The organism is Imperialibacter sp. (genome assembly GCF_040222385.1).
GTDB lineage: Bacteria > Bacteroidota > Bacteroidia > Cytophagales > Cyclobacteriaceae > Imperialibacter.
In genome coordinates, this window is record NZ_JAVKDF010000042.1 from 13,483 (window position 1) to 39,710 (window position 26,228).

25 protein-coding genes are annotated in these 26,228 nt (G+C 48.3%); 22 read left to right on the forward strand and 3 right to left on the reverse strand.

What is annotated here, in order from left to right:
• Window positions 1-108: 108 nt before the first annotated feature.
• The 10 genes from RIG68_RS22135 (at window position 109) to RIG68_RS22180 (ending at window position 9,788) form a co-directional block, all read left to right on the forward strand.
• Window positions 109-537 (forward strand): SRPBCC family protein, encoded by a 429-nt coding sequence (locus RIG68_RS22135; protein WP_350127391.1) that lies wholly within the window; start codon window positions 109-111, stop codon window positions 535-537.
• Between the two features lie 21 nt (window positions 538-558).
• The gene (locus tag RIG68_RS22140) at window positions 559-1,401 is read left to right on the forward strand and encodes an AraC family transcriptional regulator (RefSeq protein ID WP_350127393.1); all 843 of its coding nucleotides are present in this window, start codon (window positions 559-561) and stop codon (window positions 1,399-1,401) included.
• Between the two features lie 102 nt (window positions 1,402-1,503).
• Window positions 1,504-2,298, forward strand: a complete 795-nt coding sequence (locus RIG68_RS22145) for an SDR family NAD(P)-dependent oxidoreductase (protein ID WP_350127396.1) — start codon at window positions 1,504-1,506, stop codon at window positions 2,296-2,298.
• 1 nt (window position 2,299) lies between these two features.
• Entirely contained in the window at window positions 2,300-2,710 is a 411-nt protein-coding gene (locus RIG68_RS22150) for a hypothetical protein (protein WP_350127399.1), read from the forward strand.
• 53 nt (window positions 2,711-2,763) lie between these two features.
• Complete coding sequence (locus RIG68_RS22155; protein ID WP_350127402.1) at window positions 2,764-5,775, forward strand: VPS10 domain-containing protein; 3,012 nt, start codon at window positions 2,764-2,766, stop codon at window positions 5,773-5,775.
• Between the two features lie 110 nt (window positions 5,776-5,885).
• Window positions 5,886-6,350, forward strand: a complete 465-nt coding sequence (locus tag RIG68_RS22160) for a hypothetical protein (protein WP_350127405.1) — start codon at window positions 5,886-5,888, stop codon at window positions 6,348-6,350.
• Window positions 6,340-6,543: a helix-turn-helix transcriptional regulator gene (locus tag RIG68_RS22165; RefSeq protein WP_350127408.1), complete on the forward strand. Its 204-nt coding sequence runs from the start codon at window positions 6,340-6,342 to the stop codon at window positions 6,541-6,543. Before RIG68_RS22160 ends, RIG68_RS22165 begins: the two co-directional genes overlap by 11 nt.
• Before the next feature lie 34 nt (window positions 6,544-6,577).
• A complete protein-coding gene (locus RIG68_RS22170) occupies window positions 6,578-7,261 on the forward strand; it encodes an SGNH/GDSL hydrolase family protein (protein ID WP_350127411.1) in 684 nt (227 codons plus the stop codon).
• Window positions 7,262-7,465: 204 nt separating this feature from the next.
• Window positions 7,466-8,164 carry a ribose 5-phosphate isomerase A gene (gene rpiA / locus RIG68_RS22175; protein WP_350127414.1) on the forward strand — a complete coding sequence of 233 codons (699 nt, stop codon included), beginning with the start codon at window positions 7,466-7,468 and terminating at the stop codon, window positions 8,162-8,164.
• A 97-nt stretch (window positions 8,165-8,261) separates the two neighbouring features.
• Window positions 8,262-9,788, forward strand: coding sequence for a M20/M25/M40 family metallo-hydrolase (locus RIG68_RS22180; RefSeq protein WP_350127417.1), 1,527 nt, complete (start codon window positions 8,262-8,264; stop codon window positions 9,786-9,788).
• 82 nt (window positions 9,789-9,870) lie between these two features.
• On the opposite strand, the gene RIG68_RS22185 is transcribed toward RIG68_RS22180, so the two are convergent.
• The gene (locus RIG68_RS22185) at window positions 9,871-10,803 is read right to left on the reverse strand and encodes a glycoside hydrolase family protein (protein ID WP_350127420.1); all 933 of its coding nucleotides are present in this window, start codon (window positions 10,801-10,803) and stop codon (window positions 9,871-9,873) included.
• A gap of 104 nt (window positions 10,804-10,907) precedes the next feature.
• On the opposite strand from RIG68_RS22185, the gene RIG68_RS22190 reads away from it, so the two are divergent.
• The 6 genes from RIG68_RS22190 to RIG68_RS22215 all read left to right on the forward strand — a co-directional run bounded on the left by RIG68_RS22190 (window position 10,908) and on the right by RIG68_RS22215 (window position 19,163).
• Window positions 10,908-11,345 (forward strand): MarR family winged helix-turn-helix transcriptional regulator, encoded by a 438-nt coding sequence (locus RIG68_RS22190; protein ID WP_350127423.1) that lies wholly within the window; start codon window positions 10,908-10,910, stop codon window positions 11,343-11,345.
• A 49-nt stretch (window positions 11,346-11,394) separates the two neighbouring features.
• Window positions 11,395-12,300, forward strand: coding sequence for a hypothetical protein (locus tag RIG68_RS22195; RefSeq protein ID WP_350127426.1), 906 nt, complete (start codon window positions 11,395-11,397; stop codon window positions 12,298-12,300).
• Window positions 12,301-12,372: 72 nt separating this feature from the next.
• On the forward strand, window positions 12,373-12,816 hold the full coding sequence (locus RIG68_RS22200; protein ID WP_350127429.1) for a hypothetical protein: 444 nt from the start codon (window positions 12,373-12,375) through the stop codon (window positions 12,814-12,816).
• Window positions 12,817-12,947: 131 nt separating this feature from the next.
• The gene (locus tag RIG68_RS22205) at window positions 12,948-16,121 is read left to right on the forward strand and encodes a WD40/YVTN/BNR-like repeat-containing protein (protein WP_350127432.1); all 3,174 of its coding nucleotides are present in this window, start codon (window positions 12,948-12,950) and stop codon (window positions 16,119-16,121) included.
• 130 nt (window positions 16,122-16,251) lie between these two features.
• On the forward strand, window positions 16,252-16,578 hold the full coding sequence (locus tag RIG68_RS22210) for a PadR family transcriptional regulator (RefSeq protein WP_350127435.1): 327 nt from the start codon (window positions 16,252-16,254) through the stop codon (window positions 16,576-16,578).
• Complete coding sequence (locus tag RIG68_RS22215; RefSeq protein ID WP_350127438.1) at window positions 16,575-19,163, forward strand: ABC transporter permease; 2,589 nt, start codon at window positions 16,575-16,577, stop codon at window positions 19,161-19,163. The genes RIG68_RS22210 and RIG68_RS22215 overlap by 4 nt, the downstream gene beginning before the upstream one ends.
• 1 nt (window position 19,164) lies before the next feature.
• Here RIG68_RS22215 and RIG68_RS22220 read toward each other — a convergent pair whose 3' ends face one another.
• Window positions 19,165-19,962 carry a ThuA domain-containing protein gene (locus RIG68_RS22220; protein ID WP_350127441.1) on the reverse strand — a complete coding sequence of 266 codons (798 nt, stop codon included), beginning with the start codon at window positions 19,960-19,962 and terminating at the stop codon, window positions 19,165-19,167.
• A gap of 99 nt (window positions 19,963-20,061) precedes the next feature.
• Between RIG68_RS22220 and RIG68_RS22225 the strand changes: the two genes are divergently transcribed.
• The 4 genes from RIG68_RS22225 to RIG68_RS22240 all read left to right on the forward strand — a co-directional run bounded on the left by RIG68_RS22225 (window position 20,062) and on the right by RIG68_RS22240 (window position 23,887).
• Entirely contained in the window at window positions 20,062-21,228 is a 1,167-nt protein-coding gene (locus tag RIG68_RS22225; protein ID WP_350127444.1) for a glycoside hydrolase family 5 protein, read from the forward strand.
• 6 nt (window positions 21,229-21,234) lie between these two features.
• Complete coding sequence (locus RIG68_RS22230; RefSeq protein ID WP_350127447.1) at window positions 21,235-21,945, forward strand: hypothetical protein; 711 nt, start codon at window positions 21,235-21,237, stop codon at window positions 21,943-21,945.
• A gap of 86 nt (window positions 21,946-22,031) precedes the next feature.
• Entirely contained in the window at window positions 22,032-23,276 is a 1,245-nt protein-coding gene (locus tag RIG68_RS22235) for an alkaline phosphatase family protein (protein WP_350127450.1), read from the forward strand.
• Between the two features lie 11 nt (window positions 23,277-23,287).
• Window positions 23,288-23,887, forward strand: coding sequence for a YdeI/OmpD-associated family protein (locus RIG68_RS22240; protein WP_350127453.1), 600 nt, complete (start codon window positions 23,288-23,290; stop codon window positions 23,885-23,887).
• On the opposite strand, the gene RIG68_RS22245 is transcribed toward RIG68_RS22240, so the two are convergent.
• Entirely contained in the window at window positions 23,888-24,634 is a 747-nt protein-coding gene (locus RIG68_RS22245) for a DeoR/GlpR family DNA-binding transcription regulator (protein ID WP_350127456.1), read from the reverse strand.
• A gap of 81 nt (window positions 24,635-24,715) precedes the next feature.
• On the opposite strand from RIG68_RS22245, the gene nudK reads away from it, so the two are divergent.
• Together nudK and RIG68_RS22255 are read left to right on the forward strand one after the other, a co-directional pair.
• The gene (gene nudK, locus RIG68_RS22250) at window positions 24,716-25,297 is read left to right on the forward strand and encodes a GDP-mannose pyrophosphatase NudK (protein WP_350127459.1); all 582 of its coding nucleotides are present in this window, start codon (window positions 24,716-24,718) and stop codon (window positions 25,295-25,297) included.
• A gap of 373 nt (window positions 25,298-25,670) precedes the next feature.
• On the forward strand, window positions 25,671-26,210 hold the full coding sequence (locus RIG68_RS22255; RefSeq protein ID WP_350127462.1) for a DinB family protein: 540 nt from the start codon (window positions 25,671-25,673) through the stop codon (window positions 26,208-26,210).
• The last annotated feature ends 18 nt before the right edge of the window (window positions 26,211-26,228 follow it).

Consider the following 26,228-nt stretch of genomic DNA (forward strand, 5'->3'; position numbering starts at 1 on the left):
AGAATACTTTCTGCCGCAATCCACCCTCCAATTTGCCGGTTTAAGCAAGCTTCCACTTTGAAGCTATGACCTAAATTTGTATCATTCATTCATTTAAACACAAAAGTCATGAGCGATAACAAAACCCTTGCACCTATCACCATAGAAGCCGTTGTCAATGCTCCTATTGAAAAAGTTTGGACCTGCTGGAACGAGCCTGAGCACATTACCCAATGGTGCCATGCCTCCGACGACTGGCATGCTCCCTTTGCTGAAAACGACCCAAAGACCGGGGGCAAATTCAAAACTACCATGGCCGCCAAGGACGGCAGCTTCAGCTTCGATTTTGAAGGAGTCTACTCTCTCGTGAAAAAAAATGAGCAAATTGCCTATGGTCTGGCCGATGGCCGCCAGGTAAACATAACTTTCACTGCTCAGGGCAACAAAACCAAAGTGGTGGAGACCTTTGACCCTGAAAAAGAAAATCCCATCGAAATGCAGAGAGGTGGCTGGCAAGCTATTCTTGATAACTTTAAAAAGCACACAGAAAGTGTCTAAGCAGTTCGCTAAACTATAACGATGGTCATCAGTCACGAAAAGTTTGACTATCGTAACAAATGTCTGATCGAAAAGGTGGTCATTAAGGCCCCTTTTCGATTTGCTGTTGACTTCCACGAAGAAGCCTGTTTTATCCACTTTTCCGCTGGTGAAGCGAGGATCAATTCCCCCTCCGGTCAGCTACCTGTTGGGCCGGAAGACTCCGTGCTGCTGAAGTGCGGCAGCCACTTTGCTGATTTGCTTAAGTATGGAGCTTCCAACACATACGAGATTCTCGTTGTACACCTTTACCCTGATATCCTCCGAAGCGTTTATAAGCATGAGATTCCGTCTTTTGTAAAGGCTTCGGAATCAAATTCATTTTTCAGAAAGGTAATTCCTGACCAGCTGATTGGGAAGTTTATTGAAAACCTCTACTTCTACTTCGACAACCCCTCCCTGGTCAGCGATGAGCTGCTTGAACTCAAAGTAAAGGAGCTTGTGCTGCTGCTCGTTCAGACTAAAAATGCCGACTCGATGCTTCAGCTGTTTTCTGACCTCTTCACCCCCCGACAGGTCAACATCAGGGACGTGGTCAACAATCACCTTTTTTCCGGCCTTTCCCTGGAAGACCTCGCTAGGCTTTCCAACATGAGCATATCTACTTTTCAGCGCTCGTTTCAAGCCAGTTTCCATCAAAGCCCCGCCAATTACATCCGCACCAAACGACTGGAACGGGCGAAGGAGTTGCTCGGCGTAAGTACCTTTAGTGTGAGCGAAATAGCGTTCCAAACTGGTTTCAATGATGTAGCTCATTTTTCCAGGGCTTTCAAAGCCGCTTTTCAGTTGTCCCCGTCCGATTACCGGAGTTCTTTGAAGGCATAGACACCTCCCCGACCAGAATAGTCAACTCATTGACCTATTTGTACAAAGCAAATAAGTGCCAGCTTCGGACTTTTGCTGTGAACATGACTATTCGCAGTAACCATGAAGAAGATAGACAAAGGAAAGTTTGGCCCCTGGGCCCTGATTACAGGCGCCTCCGCTGGTATTGGAGAGGAGTTTGCCCGGCAACTTGCATCCGACGGATTTGATCTGGTGCTGGTAGCGAGAAGAAAACAACTGCTGGAACACCTGGGACAAGAGCTAAAGCAAAAACACGACATCAACTATACAGTAATCGAGGCTGACCTTTCCACACCAGCCGGAGTAGAAAAAGTGATTGAAAGTACGGGTGAGCTAAACATTGGTCTGCTGATATCAAACGCAGGTACCGGCAACCCCGGCAAATTTCTCAGCTTCGGTCTTGATCACCTCATGGCCACCATTCAACTGAATGCGCTTTCCCACATCACATTAACCCATCATTTTGGACGAAAAATGGCGGCTGCAGGTAAAGGTGGCATCCTGCTAACCGGAGCCATGGGCGCCATAGATGGTTTGCCTTACATGGCCAATGAGTCAGGCACCAAAGCCATGGTTCAGGCCCTGGCTAAAGCCCTTAACACGGAGCTGAAGGCCAGTGGCATCCACATCACTGTGCTGGTGACGAGCCCTACAGAAACGCCGGTGCTGCCAGTGCTTGGCTTCACAAAAGACAACCTGCCCATGACACCGCTGTCGGTTCAGCAATGCGTGAGTGAAGCACTTGAGGGATTGAAGAAGAACCGACCATCGGTATTGCCTGGCCTAAAGTACAGAGTAATGAACACTCTGGTGCCGGCCTCATTTTCACGGGCGATGATGGCCAAAGTATTTAAAAAGAACAACAATATCGACTAGTATGAAAACCATCAAAATCAATTCCATCCTTCTGGGATCCATGAGCCTTATCTTTGGCTTGCTGAAATTTACCGATCCCTTCCAAACATGGTACGCCACACAAATAGAAACATCTGGTCTGCCTTCTATTGCCTACTCCATGGGTATTGGAGGCGAAATAGTTACCGGCTTGCTGTTGCTCATGCCATGGCTCCTGTCATTTTCTGCTGCCTCGAAAAAGGTATCACTGCTAGCAGGTCATGGCTCACTAGGCATCATGATGCTGGTTGCTTGTTACGTCCACCTCCTGCCCAATGTGCCTGCCGATGTGCTGCCGCTGAAGATCAAGCCGCCATTTATTCCGTTGGCGGTTTTCGCCTACACGCTGTTGAATATGATTCAGATATACCGATCTAAGCCATTTAACAACTAAGGCTGCTACACTTTCAACTTTTTTGGTAGATTCCGACACCAAACGAATCTGCCATGTCAAACCAACCGAAACCAATACTAGCCCTTTTGCTGGGCGTATTTTGCCTGCTGAACGCTCAACTATCCGCTCAAGTTTATCAGCCAGAAAAGTTCGGCGACATGAAGTGGCGCATGATAGGCCCGCACCGGGGTGGGCGCACCGTAGGCGCTGTGGGCGTGCCCCAGCAACCGAACGTGTTCTACATCGGCGTAAACAACGGCGGCGTGTGGAAAACCACCGACTATGGTCGCACCTGGGTGCCGATTTTCGATGACCAGCCTACAGGCTCTGTGGGAGACATTGCCGTTTCACCGTCCAACCCCAATGTGCTCTACGTAGCCTCGGGCGAGGGGTTGCAACGCCCCGACCTTTCTGTCGGCAACGGCATGTACAAAACCACCGATGGCGGTAAAACCTGGGAGCACCTCGGCCTGGAAGACGGGCAGCAGATTGGTCGCATCGATATCGATCCGAAAAATGAAAATAGGGTGTTTGCAGCAGTACTTGGTCACCCCTACGGCCCCAACGATGTGCGTGGCGTATACCGCACGCTTGACGGCGGCACTACCTGGGACAGGGTGCTGTATATGGACGAAAACACTGGTGCCATTCAGGTGCTAGTTGACCCACAAGATCCAAATACAGTCTACGCCTCCATGTGGCAGGCTCGCCAGGGCCCATGGGAAAACGCAGCCTGGCAGGGACCGAACAGCGGGCTTTACAAGTCGACCGACGGCGGCAATACCTGGAAAAAGCTAGCCAAAGGCTTGCCTACTTATGAGCAGGGCCTGGGCCGCATCGGTATTTCGGTAGCACCGAGCGACAACAAAAGGCTCTACGCCAGTGTGAACGCTCCGGACGTAGGCGGCATCTTCCGTTCCGATGATGCAGGGGAATCGTGGTACCTCATCAACAACGACCCAAGGCCCTGGGGCCGTGGCGATGACTTTGCAGAGATTCAGGTCGATCCCACCAATCCCGACATTCTCTATTCAGCTAACGTGGTCACTTGGAAGTCTGTAGATGGCGGGAAAACTTTTTCTGCCTTTCGTGGTGCTCCGGGTGGCGACGATTACCATCGCATCTGGATCAATCCTACCAACCCCGACATTATTTTGATTGCCGCCGATCAGGGAGCCATCATCACGGTAAACGGCGGAGAAACTTTCAGCAGCTGGTACAATCAGCCTACGGCACAGTTTTACCATGTCAGCACCGACAACGACTTTCCTTACAATGTGTACGGTGGTCAGCAGGAAAGTGGTTCGGTGGGTATTGCCAGCCGTGGCAACGATGGGCAGATCACCTTCCGGGAATGGCATCCGGTGGGCGTAGAAGAATATGGCTATGTGGCCGCCGATCCCCTTGACCCCAACATCATTTATGGTGGCAGGGTAAGCAAATACAACAAAAAGACCGGTCAGGTGCAAAACGTATCGCCTGATCCCGTGCGTGATGGCGGCTATCGCTACATCCGCACCATGCCCATCCTGTTTGCACCCACCGACCCCAGAACACTGTACTCCGCCGCCAACGTAGTGTTCAAAACCCAAAATGGAGGTGACAGCTGGGATGTCATTAGCCCCGACCTGACAAGGGCCACCTGGGACATTCCTGCGAGTGTGGGTATTTACACCGACGAAAGCATGAAAACCATGCCACGTCGTGCTGTGATCTACACACTGGCACCGTCGCACGTGGATGGTGATGTGATTTGGGCAGGCACCGACGATGGACTGATTCATGTAACCAAAGACGGAGGCAAAACCTGGACGGACGTTACACCACCCCAGGTCACGTCATGGGAAAAGGTGTCGCTGATGGACGCCGGTCACTTCGACAAGGAAACCGCCTACGCCGCCATCAACAGCATTCGCAACGACGACATGAAGCCACATATTTTCAAAACACATGATAGCGGCAAAACCTGGACGGAAATCGTGAAAGGGCTGCCCAACGACCCCATCAATGTGGTAAGAGAAGACCCCATCAGAAAGGGTTTACTATACGCTGGATCGGAAACGCAGGTGCATGTGTCGTTCGACGACGGTGCCAACTGGCAGCCATTGCGCCTCAACATGCCAGCGACCTCCATCCGTGACCTTGTGATCAAAGACGACGATGTGGTAGTGGGCACGCATGGACGTTCGTTTTGGATCCTGGACGACATCACCCCTTTGCGCCAGTTGACGACGACAGCTGCAACTCAGCCAGTGCTGTTCAAACCCCAGGATGCCTACCGGGTGCGCTGGAACATGAATACCGACACACCGCTACCACAAGAGGAGCCGGCAGGGCAAAACCCACCCGACGGCGCTGTCATCAATTATTATCTACCAACCAATGCTTCTGAAGTAACGCTGGAGGTTTTTGACCTAAATGGAACTTTAGTGAATAAGTACAGTAGCCAAGATAAGCCCTATGAGGTACCACCGGTGAACTTTCCGCACTATTGGATAAGACCACAGAAAATCCTTTCTGGCAAAGCAGGCCTCAACCGCTTTGAATGGAACATGCACTACACCCAGCTCGAAACGCCAGGCCGTTTCTCCATTGCTGCCATTTATCAAAACTCAGCGCCAGAACCTGACGGGCCATTTGTGCTGCCCGACACTTACAATGTAAAACTAACCGTGGACGGCAAATCGTACAGTCAGCCAATTACCATCAAAATGGATCCCAGGGTAAAAACTTCGAAGGTGGATTTGCAAAAGCAGTTTTTCCTTTCAATGGCCTGTTACGAAACGAGGAAAAAGAGTCTCGCTCTGCTGGATGAAATGGAAAAGGTGAGTAAAAACCTGGAAGCTGGCAAGGGAAAAAGCAAATCGCAGGCAGCTGCTGCAAGCCAAATGCAGCGGGAGCTGATGGGAGCCGACAGAAGGCTCAGCCGATTGATGTCGATCCTTCAGGAAAATGATATGACGCCCACTACTTCGACAGCGAAAGCAGTAAAACAGTATGTTGACGTGGTAGCCAAACAGGCAGCCGACTGGGCAGCATTTAAGAAAACAAACAAAATGCGATAGACCAAGCCATCACCTACCTTTACAAAAAGAAACAAAAATTTTACTAAATGTAAAACAAACTTTACTTTTGGTCGTATAAGGTTTACATATTCGATGAACTTTACTTTGATATGAAAAATCTGGATCAAATTGAAACGTTTTTATTAGCCCCTTCCTATAGAAAATGGGGTTGGATACTATTGATTGGAGGCATTCCCCTGGTGCTGCTCATCTTTACGCTCGTTGTGATGACCGGTGCCATGGATCGTTTTTCCGCATTCTGGGCTGGCTGGGGCCTGTTCTTTCTCCATGTTCCTCTCAGCATCGGGTTGTTTTTTCTGCTTTTTTCAAAAGAAAAGAATGAGGACGAGATGTTTCTGGCACTCAGGTTCAAGGCCATGATGCACGGCATTCGTTTTACTTTCGCAGCCATGCTACTTTTCCCGTTGATGGTGTGGGCGTCTACCATTTGGACCGAGCAACCCTATCATTTTCCTGAGGTTGGGGGAAATCTGGCTGTCGTTACACTATTGCTTTTATATTCTAATGCCACCTATGGTTACTTTAAATATCAACTAGCCAAAGATGAAGAATAGCATCAAGGTGGAAAGAGCGAAGAAAGACCTCACGCAGGAAGACCTGGCTCAGGCAATTGGCGTATCGAGGCAGACCATCAATTCTATTGAAAAAGGAAAATACGTGCCCTCCACAGCGGTATCATTGAAAATGTCAAAAGTTTTTGGAGCACCTGTCAACGATTTTATGGAATTGGACGAAAATGATGCTTAGATTGAGACATCACTAAACTACCTGAACCACTATTATGAAAAACAATGCCCTGTTGCTCACGATCGTCATGCTGTTTTCTTCCCAGGCGTTTGCCCAGGATTGGCCCAACTTTGCCAAATACCGTGAACAAAATGCGGCCCTGGCACCACCAGCCAAAGGAGAAAACAGGATTGTGTTCATGGGGAACTCCATCACTGAAGGCTGGAGCAAAGTGAACCCAGAATTTTTTGAAGGTAAGCCTTACATCAACCGGGGTATCAGCGGCCAAACCACGCCACAAATGCTCGTTCGCTTCCGGGCTGACGTCATTAACCTGAAACCGGCTGTGGTGATCATCCTGGCTGGCACCAACGACATTGCGGGCAACACAGGCCCTTCCACACTTGAAATGATTGCCGACAATATCTACTCGATGGTGGAGTTGGCCCAGGCCAATGGCATCAAAGTGGTGCTTTCGTCCACCCTTCCTGCCTATGATTACCCCTGGAAGCCCGGTATGGAGCCTGCTCCAAAAATCGTTGCCCTCAACAAAATGATCAAGGCCTATGCTGACAAAAACAAGATCATATATGTCGACTATTTTTCAGCCATGGTCGACGATAGAGACGGACTACCTACGGAACTGGCTAAAGATGGCGTGCATCCCACTAAAGCGGGCTACAACGTGATGGAACCGCTGGCAGAGGCGGCGATTGCTAAGGCACTGAAAAGTAAGTAGCGGCACCATCAACTGTACCAGACCTGGGTTGTTTTGAAAGCTCTCTTCTATGGCATTTGCTGTTGTCACAGTAAGTCCCATCGGGACGACACATCGGTCAGAGAGCTCAGGCACCAGTCCAGTCCCATAGGGACGACATATCGGTAAGGAGATGGCCTCTAGCGCATGGCAAGTGCCGTAGGTACGACACATAAAAAAGAGAGAATGGACTGGAACAGCAAACTAATCAACAATCTCAACTTCGGCACCAACATCAACAACCTGGAGGCAAAACTTAAGATTGCAAAAATGGTCGCTGCCAAAGCCAAAAACGGCGAAACCATAGGCTTTGGTTCCGGCTCCACCAGCTACCTCACCATCCTCGAAATAGGAAAGAGAGTGGCTAACGAAGGCCTTCGGATCAAAGCCATCCCTACTTCCCATGAAGTAGAATTAACCTGCATTCAGCTCCAAATTCCCGCCGTTTCGTTCAATGCCCTCCGACCCGACTGGTGCTTTGATGGGGCCGACGAAGTAGACGCTGCCAATAACCTCATCAAGGGGAGAGGTGGAGCCATGTTCAAAGAAAAGCTCATCATGGCCGCTTCGCCCAAAACTTTCATCCTTGCAGATTCCTCCAAATTGGTGAAAAGGCTTGGTGAGAAATTTCCGGTTCCGGTGGAAGTGATTCCGTTTGCGCTGAGCGGTGTCGAAAGCAGCCTGTTGACATTGGGTGCCACTAGCATACAATTAAGAATGGCTGGCGGCAAAGACGGACCAGTGATTACCGAAAACGGAAATTTTATTTTGGATGTACACTTCAACGATATTGGAGAGGGGCTTGAGAAGCAGATCAAATTGATACCCGGGGTGCTGGACAGCGGGCTTTTTATCGGATATAACATCGAGGTAGTGTCTTCCTGACAGCAATAGTTAACCGTTGACCATCAAAGTGGTGGGTGATTGAATAAAAAGGCACCAATTTACACTCTCAATTTTCGAAACCGACCCTTTCTGATCCATGACTAAATCCCGCTTTCAAGCTATCTCCGCATGTTGTGCATGCATGCTCATCGCCGGGGCCTTTCAGTTGGCTGCCCAAAAAAACATCGACGCTGCCATTGCCGAAGTGCTCCCCGCAACGCTCAAAAAACACCGGGAGTTCGTTAGCCTGCCCAACATTGCTTCCGACACAGAGGGCATTCTCAAAAATTATGAGTGGGTGAAAAAGGAATTGGAGCAGCAGAAGTTCACTGTAAAAATGCTGGAGTCTTCTACCCTGCCATTGATGCTAGCGGAAAGAACGGTCAGCAAAAAAGCGAAGACAATTCTCTTTTACCTGCACATTGATGGCCAGCCGGTGAATGCTGCCAACTGGGATCAGGACGATCCCTTCACACCGGTATTGAAGCAACAAAGCAGCGATGGCAGCTGGTCGGCAATAGACTGGAAAAATCTCGACGGCGCTATCGATCCCGATTGGCGTATCTTTGGTAGGGCAGCAGCTGACGACAAAGCACCTATCATGATGATGCTTACTGCGGTAGCACTGCTCGACAAGGCCAAGACAAAGCTCGGTGTCAACATCAAAATCATCCTTGACCCACAGGAAGAAGCGGGCTCCGAAGCGTTTCTTTCCACCCTCGACCAATACAAGGCTGACTATGCCGCCGACTACATGATCATCATGGACGGGCCCGCCCACCCTACCAACCAGCCTACCATTACCTTCGGCTGCCGGGGCAATGCCACTTGCAGTATCACCACTTATGGCGCCAAGCTGCCCCAGCACAGCGGCCACTATGGCAACTATGTACCCAACCCTATTTTCACCTTGTCCCACCTGCTAGCCAGCATGAAAGACGAAAATGGTAAAGTGCTGGTGGATGGCTATTACGATGGCATCGAAATGACCCTGAAAGTAAAAGCGCTCCTCAGCCAGGTACCCGACGACAATGATGAAATCCGAAAAGGATTGGTCATCCACGAAGCTGAAAAAGTGGGCAATAACTACCAGGAAGCGCTGCAATACCCGTCTCTCAACGTCCGCCACATCGACACCTCGTGGAAAGGCCCTGGCCTGAAAACCATTATTCCTGAACAAGTAACTGCTTTTATCGACGTTCGCCTGGTAGCAGAAACTGACGGCGGTGAGCAGCTTGAAAAGATCAGAAAGCATATTGAGAAACAAGGATTCCTCGTATTGAACCGAGCACCTACCGATGAAGAACGGCTCACGCACCAAAAAATAGCGGCTTTCAAAACCAACGGCTTTGTCAACGCTTTCAGAACGGACATGGAAGCACCTATTGGTCAAAAGCTAAGAGCAGCCTTTGCAAAAGAGTTCGGCACACCACCGGTCAGCATCCGCACCATGGGCGGCACCGTGCCTATCATTCCGGCGATCAATACGTTGGGCATTCCGGCCATAATTGTGCCGATGGTGAACATGGACAATAACCAGCACAACCCCAACGAGAACATCCGCATTGGCAACATCAGCCAGGGCATCAAAATGTGCATGACGATTTTGACAATGGAGCTTTAAAATTAAAGAGGTTAGTCTCTGCGCAAGCGCAGATAGGTTAGATTAAAGAGGTTACTCTGCCACAAAGCACAGAGTAACCTCTTTAATTATTTGGGAAAAACACCTCCACCTTGTCATGCATGGTATACAGCCGAAACTTTGAACCATCCGGAACCAGTATACCACTGGACCGGTTTTCACCCATGATGGGATTGCCCTCATATTTCGTCCAGTGCACCAGGTCCTTAGATGCAGCCACGTTGGTTGACCACTCGTGCCAGTCTTCAAAGGCTGTGCCGTGGTAGTAGGCATAATACGTTCCCTTGTACTTGACGATTTGGTTAACCGCTAAGCCATACTTATCATATACCTCAGGCCCCATTTCAATCACCGGCTCGTCCTGCACATTGGTCCACACATGCATATCTTTGGAGGTGGCCAACCATATACCCAAATCGTTGCGTTCGTAAAATAAGTGCCATACATCATTCTCAAGCCAAACGGTTGGCGTGCCGTAAGGCCCCTCGCTAAGTGGCTCTCCGCTCATTTGCCGAATGTCCAGCGAACCATGATCCGTCCAACGAATACCGTCTGGCGAAGAAAGACGATGGGCAATATCTCCCCTGCCTTCAGCAAACATCTGGTAGACACCGTCTACCTTTATTACCATCATGTCTTCCGTCCAACTCCCATCAAATACTGGGTTGCCAGGGTAGCGATCCCAATTGATGCCGTCCGCAGAAGTGGCATACCCCAACGACAAAGTCTTGTTCTCAGTCTGGAAGCCCGTATACCACATTTTGTAGATGCTATCCTCCTTCAGTATATAACCCCGTTCCCTGATGTGCTCATCCCAGGTGGTTTGGCCAGTGCCAGTAAAAATCGGATTGTCTGGGTACGCATTGAAATCAATCAGTTCAGAAGGAAATTCAGGCGATTCCTCTTGTTCCTTCCCTTCCGTCGATTGCTTATTTGATCCGCCGCAACCCAGCAAAAACGTGCAGGCAATAGCTATTAATGGCTTATAAGTTTTCATTTTCTTCACTATTAGCAAGGAATTTAAATTTTATGAATCAATAAGAATAATTGATCCCGGAACTTCTTTTTTATACTTTTACATTAGATGCATATACAACCAATATGAAAGCACCCAATTCTCTGGAAGAGAATCTACTGTTTCAGATCAGTGAAGTGGCGAAGCTGCTACATAAGAGGCTTACAATGGCTTTCGAAGAAAATGGATTCGATGTTACGCCTGAGCAGTTTTCAGTACTGGCCCTGCTGTGGTACAAAGAGGGTGTCAATCAGCAAGACATCGCCGATGAATTGAGGAAAGACAAGACAACCATTGCCCGAATTATTGCCAATATGATCAACAGGGACCTGATTGTTAAAATACCTGACCAGCTTGACAAACGAAACAACCTCATTTATCTGACAAAAAAAGGAAAGGAATTGCAAACCGAAATGGTGGAAGTATCGGGCAAGGTTTATTTCCAAACCATGCAACACCTCCCGGCAAAAGACGTCCGGGTGACCCTGTCCGTGCTAAAACAAATAACAAAAAACTTTGAATGATTTTCTGTTAACTAATTAGTTGTATTACCCACTATTATTCTAACACTCTATGAAAAGTTATTTTAAAATCACTGCCATTTGGGTCGTCTTATCAGTGCTGATGTTGGTGCTCTGGGTTGTAGGCCTCATTGTTGGCAATATCATCTTTCCCAGCGATCTGATGAAAGCGTCGAACGGGTCGGGAGACGATGGCCTGCAAATCATGCTGCTCATCTGTGGCCTCAATACAGCCGTTGTCATGTACTTTATTCACTGCAGCCACCGTCGGGGCTGGCTACTAGTCGCCACACTATCCTCGGTGCTTTTTAGCATCCAATATTTCATGTCACAAATTGAGACTCTTTGGTTCAACGACAGTCTCAAAATGGCTCTGAACAGCATTTGGGCATTGGTGGCGGGAGGTGCAATCTCTTCCATGCTGTTTTCCGTACTTGCGGTATGGATAACAGGAAACTTCAAAAAAAGGGAACAACTAGCTTCAAAAGGTGAGATAATGCCTTTTTACAATACCTTAACAATGACAGCACTGATGGCAATAGTCATCTGGCCTTTGATCTACTTTCTGGCCGGCTACTTCATTGCCTGGCAGTTTGAAGAGGTTCGCATTTACTATTCAGACAGTAGCGAAAAAGCTTCCTTCCTGTTCATGATGAAAGAGAATGTCGCTTCACATCTATATTCATTTCAGGTACTAAGAGGTGTTTTGTGGACATTAATTGCCCTCCTTGTATTTCGCTCAATCTCCGGCAGTTGGCTGCAAAAGGCAGTCGTACTTGGACTCATGCTTGCTGTGGTGGGGTGCAGTCAGCTGCTGCTGCCCAACCCTATCATGCCCGAACCTGTGAGGCTGGCCCATCTTCTGGAAACCTCTCTTTCAGGAGTAGTACTTGGCATGGTGATGGCCTGGCTCTTTGCCAGAACTTCGCCAAAGAAAGCTAGTGAACCATTGGCTTGACAAAACCATAAAACGAATCGACGTTTTAGGAATTACCCCTAAATTGCTTCTCTTGCATCCCATCTTTGCAGTATGAACAACGAACTACTAAGCCATACAGTGGCTGCGATCAGGTATCGGCTGACAAGGGCCGTCGCCCAGACTTCGGATGGCTTTGGAGAGTACAAAGTCAGTGCTCACACACGAACTCCCAATGAGATCATCAACCACATGACTGATTTGGCTTTGAAGGCAACAATGATGGTGGAAGAAGTCCATTTTAACAGCCCTGCACCAACGCAGCTCACTTTTGAAAAAGAGCTTGCCAGGTTCAATGAGAGTTTGACTGCCCTTAGTAAATTATTAGAAGCAAAAGAGCTGGATCCTTCTCTTATGAAAAAGTTACTACAAGGGCCTATCCTCGATATGGCCACACACGTAGGGCAAATAGCCATGCTCAATGGGCTCAACGGGAACAAGGTGCCTAAGGAAAATTACTTTGCTGCTGATATGAAAAACAGCCACCCGGAAGAGTAGAAAATAACCCCGCCACCGTTCATCCTTCATTATTTTCGCTGCTCCTTTCTGTATTTTAATTGAATAGCACTTGGTGTAATTTGACCTCAATTACTACTTGTTAAGGTTCATTAATTAATCGAAAACTGTATATGAAAATGACTTACAACCCAAAAATGCCCTGGCAGGGGTTTTTGCTGGCTTTGGTTGTCCTGATGGGCGCTACCGACGCTTTTAGCCAGCGACGAGGAAGCAGCTCTGCTCCGGCAACTACCAAATTTGATGAATCACTGTATTCTGCAATAGAATGGCGCTCTATTGGGCCTTTCAGAGGTGGACGAGCCGCAACAGTGACAGGAGTGCCCAACAAGCCTAATCTCTTTTACATGGGCGCAACCGGCGGTGGCGTTTGGAAAACAACTGACGGCGGACAGCGCTGGGAGAACATCTCCGACGGTTTCTTCGGAGGCTCCATTGGCGCAGTAGCCGTGAGCGAATACGACAACAACGTGATCTACGTCGGTGGTGGAGAAGGTACCGTGCGTGGCAACGTTTCTGACGGCCAGTTTGGCATCATGAAATCTACCGATGCCGGCAAAACCTGGACAGATATGGGGCTACCTAACGCACTACATATTCCGAGAATAAGAATCCATCCTAAAAACCCCGATCTGGTATACGCTGCCGTATTGGGTGATATTTGGAAGTCCTCAGCAAACCGGGGTGTTTACCGTTCTAAAGACGGCGGTAAGAGTTGGGAAAAAGTGCTTTTTGCAAATGCTGACGCTGGTGCCGTGGATATCTCGATGGACCCTGGAAACCCAAGAGTACTTTTTGCCACTACCTGGAGATTCAATCGTTCACCTTACGGTTTCGATAGTGGCGGAGAAGGCTCTGCCCTTTGGAAATCAACTGACGGTGGTGATACCTGGAAAAACATCTCGACCAACAAAGGTTTGCCTTCCGGCCTCTGGGGTATTGCCGGCGTATCTGTGTCACCGGTTAATTCCAACAGAGTGTTTGCCATCATAGAAAATGACAAAGGTGGTGTATACCGTTCTGATGACGGTGGAGACAACTGGAGTTTGATCAACAGCGACCGTAGCCTTCGTCAGCGTGCATGGTACTACACCAAAATATATGCCGACACCGAAAACGAAGACATCGTTTATGTAATGAACGTCAACTTCCACAAGTCAAAGGACGGTGGAAAGACTTATGAAGACTACGACACACCTCACGGTGACCATCACGATCTTTGGATAGCACCAGACGACCACAACAGAATTGCAGTGGCAGATGACGGCGGTGCGCAGGTAAGTTTCGACGCCGGCGACAACTGGTCAACCTACATGAACCAGCCTACTTCACAGTTTTATCGTGTGGTCACCGATAACAGCTTCCCTTATCGTATCTATGGTGCTCAGCAAGACAACTCAACGGTAAGAATTCGCCACAGAGTAGACGGCGGCGCTATAACAGAAAGCGATTGGGAAGAAACTGCTGGTGGTGAAAGTGCACATATTGCACCTGACCCTGACAATAATGACATTGTGTACGGCGGTAGCTACGGCGGGTACCTCACAAGGGTTAATCACGCCACGGCTGAAGAGAGAAACATCAACGTTTGGCCCGACAACCCAATGGGTCATGGTGCTGAAGGCATGAGGTTCCGTTTCCAATGGAACTTCCCGATCTTCTTTTCTCCCCACAATAGCGACAAACTATACACTACCTCCAACCAGGTGCACGTGAGCTACAATGAAGGCCAAAGCTGGGAAACCATCAGCCCGGATCTGACCAGAGCTGAGCCAGAAAAGTTGGGCCCAGCAGGTGGCCCGATCACCAAAGACAATACAGCGGTGGAGTACTATGCCACTATTTTCGCAGCGGTTGAGTCGCCTTTCGAAAAGGATCTTATCTGGACAGGATCTGATGATGGGCTGGTGCACGTGACCAAAGATGCTGGAAAAACCTGGGAAAATGTAACGCCTCCCACGGCACCCAAATACGTGATGTGGAACAGCATCGACCCTGACCCTTTTACAAAAGGTGGAGCCTACCTGGCTGGTACGCAATACAAAATAGGTGATTTCAAACCATACCTCTTCAAAACAGAAGACTACGGCAAAACCTGGAAGCAAATCACCAGCGGCATCAACCCTTCACACTTCACCCGTGTGGTGAGGGCCGATCCAAAGCGCAAAGGCCTGCTGTATGCAGGTACCGAGTCAGGTATGTACATCTCGTTTGACGACGGCGCCAGCTGGTCGACATTTCAGCTGAACCTGCCTACAGTGCCAATCACCGACTTGACCATCAAAAACGACAACCTGATTGCTGCGACCCAGGGAAGAAGCTTCTGGTTGATCGACGATTTAACACCTTTGCATCAGCTCAACAGCACAGTGGCTGCTGCTAACGTGCATCTGTTTAAGCCAATAGACAGCTACCGCATGGGCGGCTTTGCATGGCGTATTCCTTCAGGCGCTGGCAAAAACCACCACAATGGCGTACAGTTCTTCTTTTCATTAAAGAACGAACCTGGTGAAAAGGACACTGTGACATTGGAAGTAATGGAAGCCGACGGCGACCTTATTAAGAAGTTTTCTACTGTATCGAAAGAGCGTGGCGAAAAGCTGACTGTGAAGAAGGGCAGCAACACCTTTGTTTGGAACATGCAATATTCAGCTCCCGAAGGTTTCGACGGCTTGATCATGTGGGCGGCTCGTTTGAGTGGGCCAAAAGCAGTGCCGGGCACCTACAAAGCCAGGCTTACCGCCAATGGAAAGACCAGCGAAACTGAGTTCACCATTTTGAAAGACCCACGCACAGAAGGCACAGTTGCTGACATCCAGGCTCAGTTCGACTTCATACAGGGAGTTAACGCCAAAATGACGGAGACTCACCAAACAATTAAGGACATTCGTTCGGCTCGTGTGCAAATGAATGACCTGAAAGAAAGGCTGGGCAAAGAGGATGCTTACAAAGAGTTGGTTGAGTCGATCAACGAGATCAACAAAAAGATGACAGCCGTAGAAGAAGAGCTGTACCAGACCAAAAACCGCAGTGGTCAGGATCCTTTGAACTACCCCATCAGGCTGAACAATAAACTTGGGCACCTGAGCTCTGTGGCTAACAGCAGCGACTACAAGCCAACCGATCAGACGATCGCTGTAAAGACCGAACTTGAGTCGGCCATCAATGAGCAGCTGACCAAGTGGGAACAAATCAAAAACAGCGACATCCCTCAGCTGAATGAGAAAGCCAAGCAGAAGGGCGTAGAAGCCGTGATGCTGAAAAAAGGCGATGCTTCAAGCATGTAAATCATTAATTTGAATTGAAATAGTAAGAAAACCGGAGAGCTTAGCTTTCCGGTTTTTTTTGTGACACATTCTATTTTTTAAACAAATATTAATTATACTCGTATTTATATTTTATACAAATGACAATAATATGAGTTTACACTTGGGCGTACTTGAAGAGATCATACTTATCATACTACTATCAAAGGAAGAAACCTACGGCTTCGATATCGCTGTTGAGTATGAAAATCAGTTTAACCAAACCATTTCCCTGCCAGCCATCCATGTCGTGTTGAAGCGACTCGAGAAGAAAGACTTGGTAAGCACCCGCATGGGCGAGCCAACGCAGGAAAGGGGCGGTAAAAGGAAGCGCCTGTACAAAGCCACCAGCAAAGGATACGAAGCCGCCAGAACACTTCAGGAAAAAAGAACAGAGCTCTGGAAAGGCGTTCCTTCATTCAATGTGGCAGCCCAATGAAATCAAATAATACAACCCCACCCCGCTGGGCAGATCGCTTTCTCAAGTGGGCCTTAAAGTTCGATAGCTACGAAGAAGTAAGCGGTGACCTTCATGAGGCTTTTCTTTGGAGAGCAAGCAGCAAGGGGCCTGGCTACGCTAAATGGATGTATACCGCAGAAGTAATCAAGTCAATTAGATTTTACAACATAAAACCAATTGCCGCAATGAATCACTACCTCATTATGTACAAAAGCTACCTAAAAACAGGATGGAGATTCCTCATGAAGAACAAGTTCTACGGCACGCTAAATATCATGGGCCTTGCGCTAGGTATTTCATTTTGCTGGCTTGCGTATTTGTATGCCAACGATGAAATGAGCTACGATAAACATCTGGACGGCTACGAACGGCTCTACAGAATTGTGATGGATATGAACCATGGTGATGTGGTAGATCAATTCGGTGGCAGTTCAAATGCCATGTCTGTCTATTTTCGAGACAATGTCCCGGAGATATCTGAGGTGGCGAGGATAAAAACTGGATTCGGCTTGGTTCAAAAAGAAGAAGAGGTGCTGAAAGAGTCTTTCCTGTATGCTGACAGAGCGCTATTCGACCTGATTGACATGGAGTTTACCGATGGAAACCCTGGCACATTTGACCTACCTAACGACATTGTCATCTCTGAATCGATGGCTAGCAAACTCAGCCTTAGCGGTGAGGCGGTTGGTAGTATTCTGTCACTCAATGAGTCAGGAGACGCTGAAGACTTTATTGTACGTGCCGTATTCAAGGACATTCCTGAAAACACCTCTGTCCGTAGCCATGTTATGGTGTCGTACACAAACTACGAATCTCATGCGCCAGAGCGACGGCTTACCACGTGGATGGACATTAACATGAATACGTTGATTCAGCTACAGGAAAATGTGGAAAAATCACAGGTAGTAGAAAAAATGAATCTCATACAAGCTGAAATGGAGGAAGATCCCGAGCTTAAAAGCAATGTGAAGCTAGGGCTACAGCCAATTACTGAAATTCATCTCGACACAGTCTACGGTCACTACAATGGAATAGCCAGAGGAGGAAACAACACGCTCATCAAACTGTTTGCTGTGATAGGGATATTTTGTCTGGTTATATCCATGATCAACTATTCAAATTTTAACATTTCACTTTATATCAACCGCTCCAGGGAAGTGGCGTTGCGAAAGGTAGTCGGTGCTGGACGACGTAGCATTTTTAGTCAATTAATCACCGAGTCCGTTCTTTCTTCGTTGTTTGCCGGGGTTTTTGGCGTCCTCCTTTTGGTTTTCATTCTGCCTTATTTCTCTTCCTTTGTCAGCAAAAGTTATGAACTAAGTTTCTTACTCAATGCAAAATTCCTAGTAGGTGCCGTTATCATATTGTTAGGCACTGCCTTCGTGAGCGGAGTATACCCAGCCTTTGTCTTGTCCAGGTTTTCTATCGTCAAGTCTCTCAAAGGAGAGCAGAAAATACGCAGTGGAAAATGGATTACACAGACATTGCTGGCTACACAGTTTGTCATTGCCACCGTACTCATTGCAGGCATGCTGACTTTGAGAAGTCAGATCAGCTTTCTTACTTCCTTCGATACCAAACTTGACTACAACCAGGTGCTTTATATCGACGACTTCAACTCTGATGACGACCGGGTCAAAGCGTTCATGAACGACCTGGAGCAATTGCCGGAAGTTTCTAGCGTGGCTTCAACTTCTGGCTATAATGGAACAAGGTTCAAAATGGAAGAAGATGAAATTCGGGTCAGGCACTTGAGGGTAGATCATGACCTCATGCAACTGCTTGATATCGATATTGTGGATGGAAGAAACTTTGATCCGGCGATAAGTTCCGATGCCACGCAAGCCATCCTGATCAATCAGGCTTTGGCGGAAAGATTGGGCATGAGTGACCCCATCGGAGAGATAATTCCATTCGATTACGGCGATCTGAAGAACCCCAAAATCATCGGCGTGGTGGAGGATTACCACTTTCAGTCGGCGAAAAGCATCGTGGAGCCATTGGTGATTTATCAATCGCCACAATACCAGCTTCAAAATGTTTATATCAAGTTGTCTGGGGGCACGCAATTCAACGCAGCTAAGTTTGAAGCCGTATGGAAAAAGCATTTTAGCCCGTTCCCTCTGAACTATACTTTTCTCGAAGACGAATACATCAGAGCATATGCCGCCGAGCAGCGAATGATGCAGTTGGTCAGCATCGGCTGTTTCGTATCCATTTTCCTTGCCGCTATGGGCCTACTAGGCATCGTTGGTTTGCAATTGAATCAGAAGTTGAAGGAAATAAGTATCAGGAAGGTGCTGGGTGCCAGACCCAATCAGCTGTATCAACTCTTCACTCAAAGGTTCCTTATTGTCATAGCCACTGGGCTGGCTCTTGGCCTATTTGTCAGTCATCAGTTGATCAATGAATGGCTGAGCAGTTACCCCTATAGAGTGGATTTTGGAGCAGAAATTATTCTTATGACCATCGGAATTGCCCTTTTTATCGGACTGAGCACAGTATTAAGCCAGGTATTCAAAGCCGTCAGAGCTAATCCGGTGAGGTATCTAAAGGACGAATAGCCTATTCGCCTGCTGTCCAAAAGATGGCATTTCTGACAAGGGTAGTATATGCTTCGTTGTCGAAAAGAAGGGGCGAATGTCCCATGAAAATATAGACATTACGGGCGGCCAGCAGCGGATTAGTCCAGACCACAGGATGGTCGCCCATTTTGATCTCTGAGTCAGGTTGGTAAGTTGCTTCATCTACGGATGCCAGCACCTGCACGTTGGCTCGGGGGCTTTGGTTGTAGGTATACCACTCTTCCTTTTTAATGCGTACCCGTCCAGGCAATCCTTTCATCACTGGATGTTCCATGGCTTCTACCCGAACATCTGCTTCAGCAAAAGTGGCTATGTAGTTTTTGTATCGAATACCTCCCATGAATCCGGAAAACCAGTCCCACATTGGGTAACCGTCAAACTCACCTAGTAAAGTAGCATGGTGAAAACCAATCCAGCCGCCCTTGCCTTCTTCGATAAACTTCTCAAAGGCTATCACTGCTTCTTCCGTCCAACCATAAGGTGGATAGTCGAGTTGAATAAACAACTGATAATTGCTCAGCAAAGCCTCATTGATTGTTTTGGTGTCGGTAATAAAATCCACAACAAAAGAGCTGTCTGCAGCCAGCTGCTTCAGCCAGGGAACGGCTGCGTTGGTATACTCGAGGTGGTGACCACTGTTTTCGTAGAGAACTAAAACATGAATCCTTGTGCCTACTTGCGACTGCTGCGCATGTGTGCTTCCCAGGCTAAGAACAATGAGGTACAAGGGAAACCAATGCCTCCAGCATATTATACTTCCAATGCCTATACCTTCCATTATCCCTTTGAGTAAAAACGATCCATATTCTAGGCCAAGTTATTTATATTAGTTGAAACCTATTCTGCATCGAATGCGAATATTAATTAAACACTCGCTATGAACAACCCCGACCCCCAACACCGCCGTGAGTTCCTAAAAAAATCAAGTCTTGCTGCTGCCGGAGCTTTGCTGGCTACCAATGCATCTTTCAATCTTTCGGCTGCCCCCGCTCCGAAAAATAAATTACCTGAGTGGAAAGGCTTCAACCTTCTCGACTTCTTTTCACCTAACCCGGCTAATTCCAGGGAAGGCACCAAAGAGGAATACTTTAAATGGATGGCCGACTGGGGATTTGACTTTGTGAGGCTTCCCATGGCTTATCCCTCCTACCTCAAATTCGACCGCAGCCGAAACATTACTCCGGAAGAAGTCAGGAATATCGACACGGAAGCCACTGATAAAATTGAAGAGTTGGTGTACCTGGCCCACAAGTACAAACTACATGTGAGCCTCAACCTGCACCGGGGCCCTGGTTACTGTGTAAATGCCGGTTTCAATGAGCCCTACAATTTGTGGACCGACCAGCAAGCCCTTGACGACTTCTGCTTTCACTGGAACTTTTGGGCCACTCGATTCAAAAATGTCTCGAAAAAGAAAATAAGCTTTGACCTGCTGAACGAGCCCAGCAACCGGGAAGACATGAACGACCAGCACTCAAAAAGAGGGCCGGTGCCGGGCGATGTCTACCGAAAAATGGCTATCGCAGCTTCTGAAGCTATCAGAAGCGTCAACAAAAAGCACCTCATCATTGCCGATGGCAACAATACAGGCAGCACGGTCATTCCGGAAATCGCCGACCTCGACATTGCGCAAAGCTGCCGTGGATACACCCCCGGCATCGTTTCTCATTACAAAGCTCCCTGGGCCATGAAAGACATCGACAACCTGCCGGAAGTGAAGTGGCCCGGGCAGGTGGGCGACCAATACCTGAGCAGAGAAATGCTGGAAAAGTTCTACGCACCCTGGATAGCCCTGAAGGAGCAGGGTGTGGGCGTGCACTGTGGCGAGTGTGGCTGCTTCAACAAAACGCCTCACGATGTGTTCCTTGCCTGGTTCGACGATGTGCTGGACATCTTGCATACCAACCAAATCGGGTTCGCACTATGGGAGTTCAAGGGCAGTTTCGGCATTTTGAACTCTGGCAGAGAGGATGTGCAATATGAAGACTGGTACGGGTTAAAACTTGACAGAAAATTACTTAACTTACTGACAAAGAATGTGTAATCGCCAATGAAAAGCCTTCTCCTCTTTGTACTGTGCATTGCCCAATCCTTTTTTTGCTTTGGGCAATCTAACTTTGGGTTTGGATTCAAAGCAGGAGTGGGCTACAGCGGTTGGGGCAAAACGCTTTCCGCCGACAGTCCTGAGGCGGCATACACCCCCACCGGTGCCAAAGCACTGGGTATTTTCGCCAGCTACAAATTACCCTACCGACTGAGAGGCACGGTGGAAGCTATCTTTCTTCAATCGGGCAGCCAATACAGAAATGAGTCGGCGGTTTCCAGTTCATTTGTTGGTGCGCCATCGAACGCAGCAGAAGTAACCTACAGGGTTTCGAGAGTTTACGCCCCCATTCGACTATCTTATGACATCCTCAATACCAAGGTAACGCCCTACGTTAGCTGGGGATTCGGGCCATCGTTTGTGCAGCAGGCGTCAAGAAGTCACCGTGACGATCTGTCACCAAATGAACAGTCTGAGAATTTGAACCTGGAAGCATCCTACAACAGAGAGCTACGCCTTGCTTTCCCTATGATTTCGAGCGCAGGTGTGAGGATATTCGAGAGGCTCACTTTGGAGGCATCGCTCATCCTGGGGAGAAAGTTCTATTATCGATTCCAGGCCGACGATGCAGTTTGCTACGAAGGCTGCGCACCACCGGAGCTTAGCTACAACAACCGGGTGATCATGTTCGCTGCCGCCTACAACATCCTGCCCTAGGGTTCTGCACAGATTATCTTTTTGTGAAGTCGACACTGCTTTGGCACGTTTGCCCTATTTTTAAGCATTGATAAGCCAACCAGACGATGACTAAACGTATTCCCATTTTATTGCTGTTCACTATTGTTGCTCTTCTTTTTGAAAGCTGCAACCCTTCCAAAAAAGAAGCTCCCTACGTGCTGCTTATCTCATTCGACGGTTTCAGGCACGACTACGTTGCCAAATTTCGGCCACCGCACTTTCTCAAGTTTATCGAAGACGGAACAGCCGCTGAAACCATGCTCCCCTCCTTTCCCAGCAAGACATTTCCCAATCACTACTCGATTGTGACAGGCATGTACCCGGGGCATCATGGCCTGGTCGACAATACCTTCTACGACTCCGCCCGAAACGTGGTATATACGATGGGCAAAAGAGAGCTGGTGCAGGACGCCTACTATTATGGCGGCACTCCCTTGTGGCAACTCGCCCAGCAACAAGGCCTCAAATCTGCCTCCTACTTCTGGGTAGGTTCCGAGGCGCCGGTAGCAGGCAATTACCCCACGTACTACAATATTTACGACGGCAGTGTGCCCAACGAGGACCGCATCAGCCAGGTGGTGGACTGGCTAAAACTACCTGTAGCTGAACGGCCACAATTTATTTCGCTCTACTTCTCGTTGGTGGACAGTGAGGGGCACAACTCTGGTCCCAAATCAGAAAAGCTTCAGGGAACAGTGATGGAAGCTGACAGATTACTGGGCCTGATCGATCAAAAAATAGCTGAATTGGATCTGCCGGTGAATATCATCGTTACGTCCGACCACGGCATGTACGAAATGAAGGAAACGCCGGAAACATTCGTATATCTCGACAGCCTTTTTGCCCCTGAAGACAGCATCAGGTTTGCGAACAGCGGGCCGATCGTGCATGTGTATGAAGATGATAGTGCCAGGCAAGATCAGATTTTTCAGTCGCTGGCTGTCAAAGAAGCTCGCTTCAAAACCTACCGGCGAAAAGACACACCAAAGCAATGGCACTATGACCAGCATCCCCGCATCGGCGACCTGCTGCTCGTGATGGAGCCCGGTTTCTACTTTAGAAACGGCTCGCCCGACACGACAAAAACGACGATGGATTCACCATGGGGTGTGCATGGATTTGATCCGTACGTCACGCCAGAGATGGGAGCGATCTTCTACGCCAAAGGGCCCAACATCCAAAAAGGACTACTAGTGCCTCCTTTTGAGAATGTGCATGTGTATCCACTGGTCGCAAAAATCCTCGGTTTGACAACTCCTTCGAACATTGACGGCGACCCGGACGTTCTGATAAAGGCATTTGTTGAGTAACTGGGTCGAATATGGGCAACGCACGGGAAGATGGAATAGCAACACTGCACGCCGCAAGCCAGCAGGCATGGAGAGAGTGGCTGGAAGTCAACCATGAGACAGAAAAAAGTGTGTGGTTGATTATCTACAAAAAGGAAAGTGGTACCCCCAGCGTCTACTACCCTGAGGCTGTCGATGAAGCATTGTGCTTCGGGTGGATCGATAGCAAACCTAACAAACGTGACGAGAAGAGTTACTTTCAATTCTTTGCAAAAAGAAATCCGAAAAGCAAATGGAGCGGAGTAAATAAAAGAAAGGTGACTCGACTGCTCAATGAAGGGAGAATGGCGCCTGCAGGGCAAAAGATGGTAGAACTTGCCAGGCAGACTGGCACCTGGGAAGCTCTCAACGACGTCGAGGCCCTTTCAATTCCACATGACATGGAAGCGTTGCTGAAGAATACTCCCGCAGCGGCCACCAACTTCAGCAGCTTTCCGCCCTCGACAAGAAGAGGCATCCTTGAATGGATTTCCAATGCGAAAAAGCCTGAAACGAGACAAAAAAGGATTGAGGAAACTGTATCGCTTGCAGCACAGAACATTCGTGCCAATCAGTATAAGCCGAAAGGTTAGCTACCTGATCAAATGGATGCCGGCTTGTTCATACCTGGCAGCGAGCGCTGGAGAAATCCCCCTATCTGACACCAGAGAATCAATAAGAGACATTCCGGCAAACTGTAAATAGGCGTCTTTTTCCAACTTTGAAGCATCGCAAAGCAGATAGGTTTGCTCCGCCCTATGGGCCATCGCCAGGGTGATGGACGCTTCTTTTTCGCTGGCTGCGCTGAGTCCGTTGGCAAGCGACACGCCATCCACCCCGACAAAAGCTTTGTCAGCCTTATAGCGGGCTATATGTTCCAGCGCCATGCTACCATGCACCGCTCTCCGCTGAATGTCAATTTCCCCTCCAATCAAATTGATGGTGAAGCCAGGATGGTTTAAAAGCTCCGAAACTATCGGTAGCGAATTAGTAATAATCGTCAACCTCTCCAGCTTTCTTAAATGAGCACACATTTGGAAAACCGTGCTACCGCAATCCATAAAAATGACATCGTTAGGTTCTACGCACGAAGCCGCCAAGTTACCAATGTATGCTTTGGCTTCATTGTTCCTCGATTCTTTTTGATGAAAGCCCGTACTCTCCGGCAACATGGCCCCGCCATGGGTGCGCACCAGCAGCCCTTTTTCCGCCAGAGCGACCAGGTCTCTTCGTATGGTAATGTCCGAGGTCTCGAACAGGTCGGCCAGCTCTTTCACCGACAACTCTTCACCAGCCTTCAATTGATCAAGTATTCCTTTTTGCCGGGCCTTACTGCTCATGAGATTCTTTTTTGTGAAGATAGCAAATAATTCTTGATAATGATTGTTTTGTGATTACTTTTGATCGATTAATGATTACATATGAACAATCCCAACATTAAAATTGAAAAGAAAGAGCTGCTATCCGGCAACTGGTACAAGCTTTACAAGGTTGACTTCCAAATCAGAGGAAAGGCAGGAGAATGGCTTAGCCAGTCGAGAGAATGCTACGACAGAGGCAATGGGGCTACTATTTTGCTTTACAACACTGAACAAAAGACAGTGATCCTCACAAAGCAATTCAGGATGCCCACATATGTAAACGGTAATGACACAGGCATGCTGATCGAAGCATGTGCTGGTTTACTGGATGCTGACAGCCCCGAAGAGTGCATCCGCAGAGAAACAGAAGAAGAAACAGGTTACAAGATCAGCAAGCCGGAGAAAGTATTTGAGCTTTACATGAGCCCCGGATCCGTCACCGAGATCCTGTACTTCTTCATTGCATCATACACCAAAGAGCAAAAAGTAAGCGACGGCGGTGGCGTTGACGAGCATGAAGACATTGATGTGCTGGAGGTTGCGTTTGCAAAAGCCCTTGAAATGGTGAAAACAGCGGAAATCAAAGATGCGAAGACAGTGATTTTACTACAGCATCTACACCTGGGTGGAAGATTAAACTAGGTACAGGCTTCGGCCCAACAACACCAGAGAGCCCCATCGGGGCGACACATCATAGGCGTGGGTTTCAACCCATGCCTACTAATGCAGCAGGTAGTTTTGGCGACATTTTTGCCCTTTCCAGCAAAAATGATGACAAAAAGGGGCTCAGAATTTTCGTTCGCAAGACAATCAATGGACGATTGGCTTTTTAGTAAACAGCAGCGCTTAACAAGCCCCATCGGGGAGGCACACCATAGGCGTGGGTTTCAACCCACGCCGACTAATGCAGCAGGTAGTTTTGGCGACATTTTTGCCCTTTCCAGCAAAAATGATAACAAAACGGTTCCAACATATTCGTCCAAAAAAACCATATATTCGGTAAATCCTTTTGCCGATGAACCGAAAAGAATCTCTCACCAAAATAGCTGCGGGTGCTGGACTGCTCACAACCTTGCCAATAGTCGGTTGGGGCAGAAGTCACACAACAGATTTCAAATCCGACTTCCTCCCCCGCTGGGAAACCAGCAAAGGCTATACACTGAAAGTGCTTGACAAAATGCCAGAAGAGCATTTCAACTATGCCCCAACTCCTGAGCAGATGGGCTTTGGCAAGCAGCTGACGCACATGGCCTTCTGGAACTCCTTTTACATTGCACCCTTCGAGGGGAAGCAAGCCATGCCGGAACCCAAAGAAATCACCAAAGCGTCAGCCAGCATCTACATCGAAGAAAACTTTGACTACTGCACTTCAATAATCCAAAAATTAACAGCCGCCGACCTGGATAGACAAAAGGTCATCGATGAGGATTATTGGAGAGAGCACACTGGCAGGGATTTGCTTCTCCGGGCCTTCGCTCACACCTCCCACCACCGGGCCGAGGCTATTGTCTATCTAAGGCTGAAAGGAATTGAACCTCCTTTTTTTGAGTTCTAGTGTTCTCTCACTTTCTTC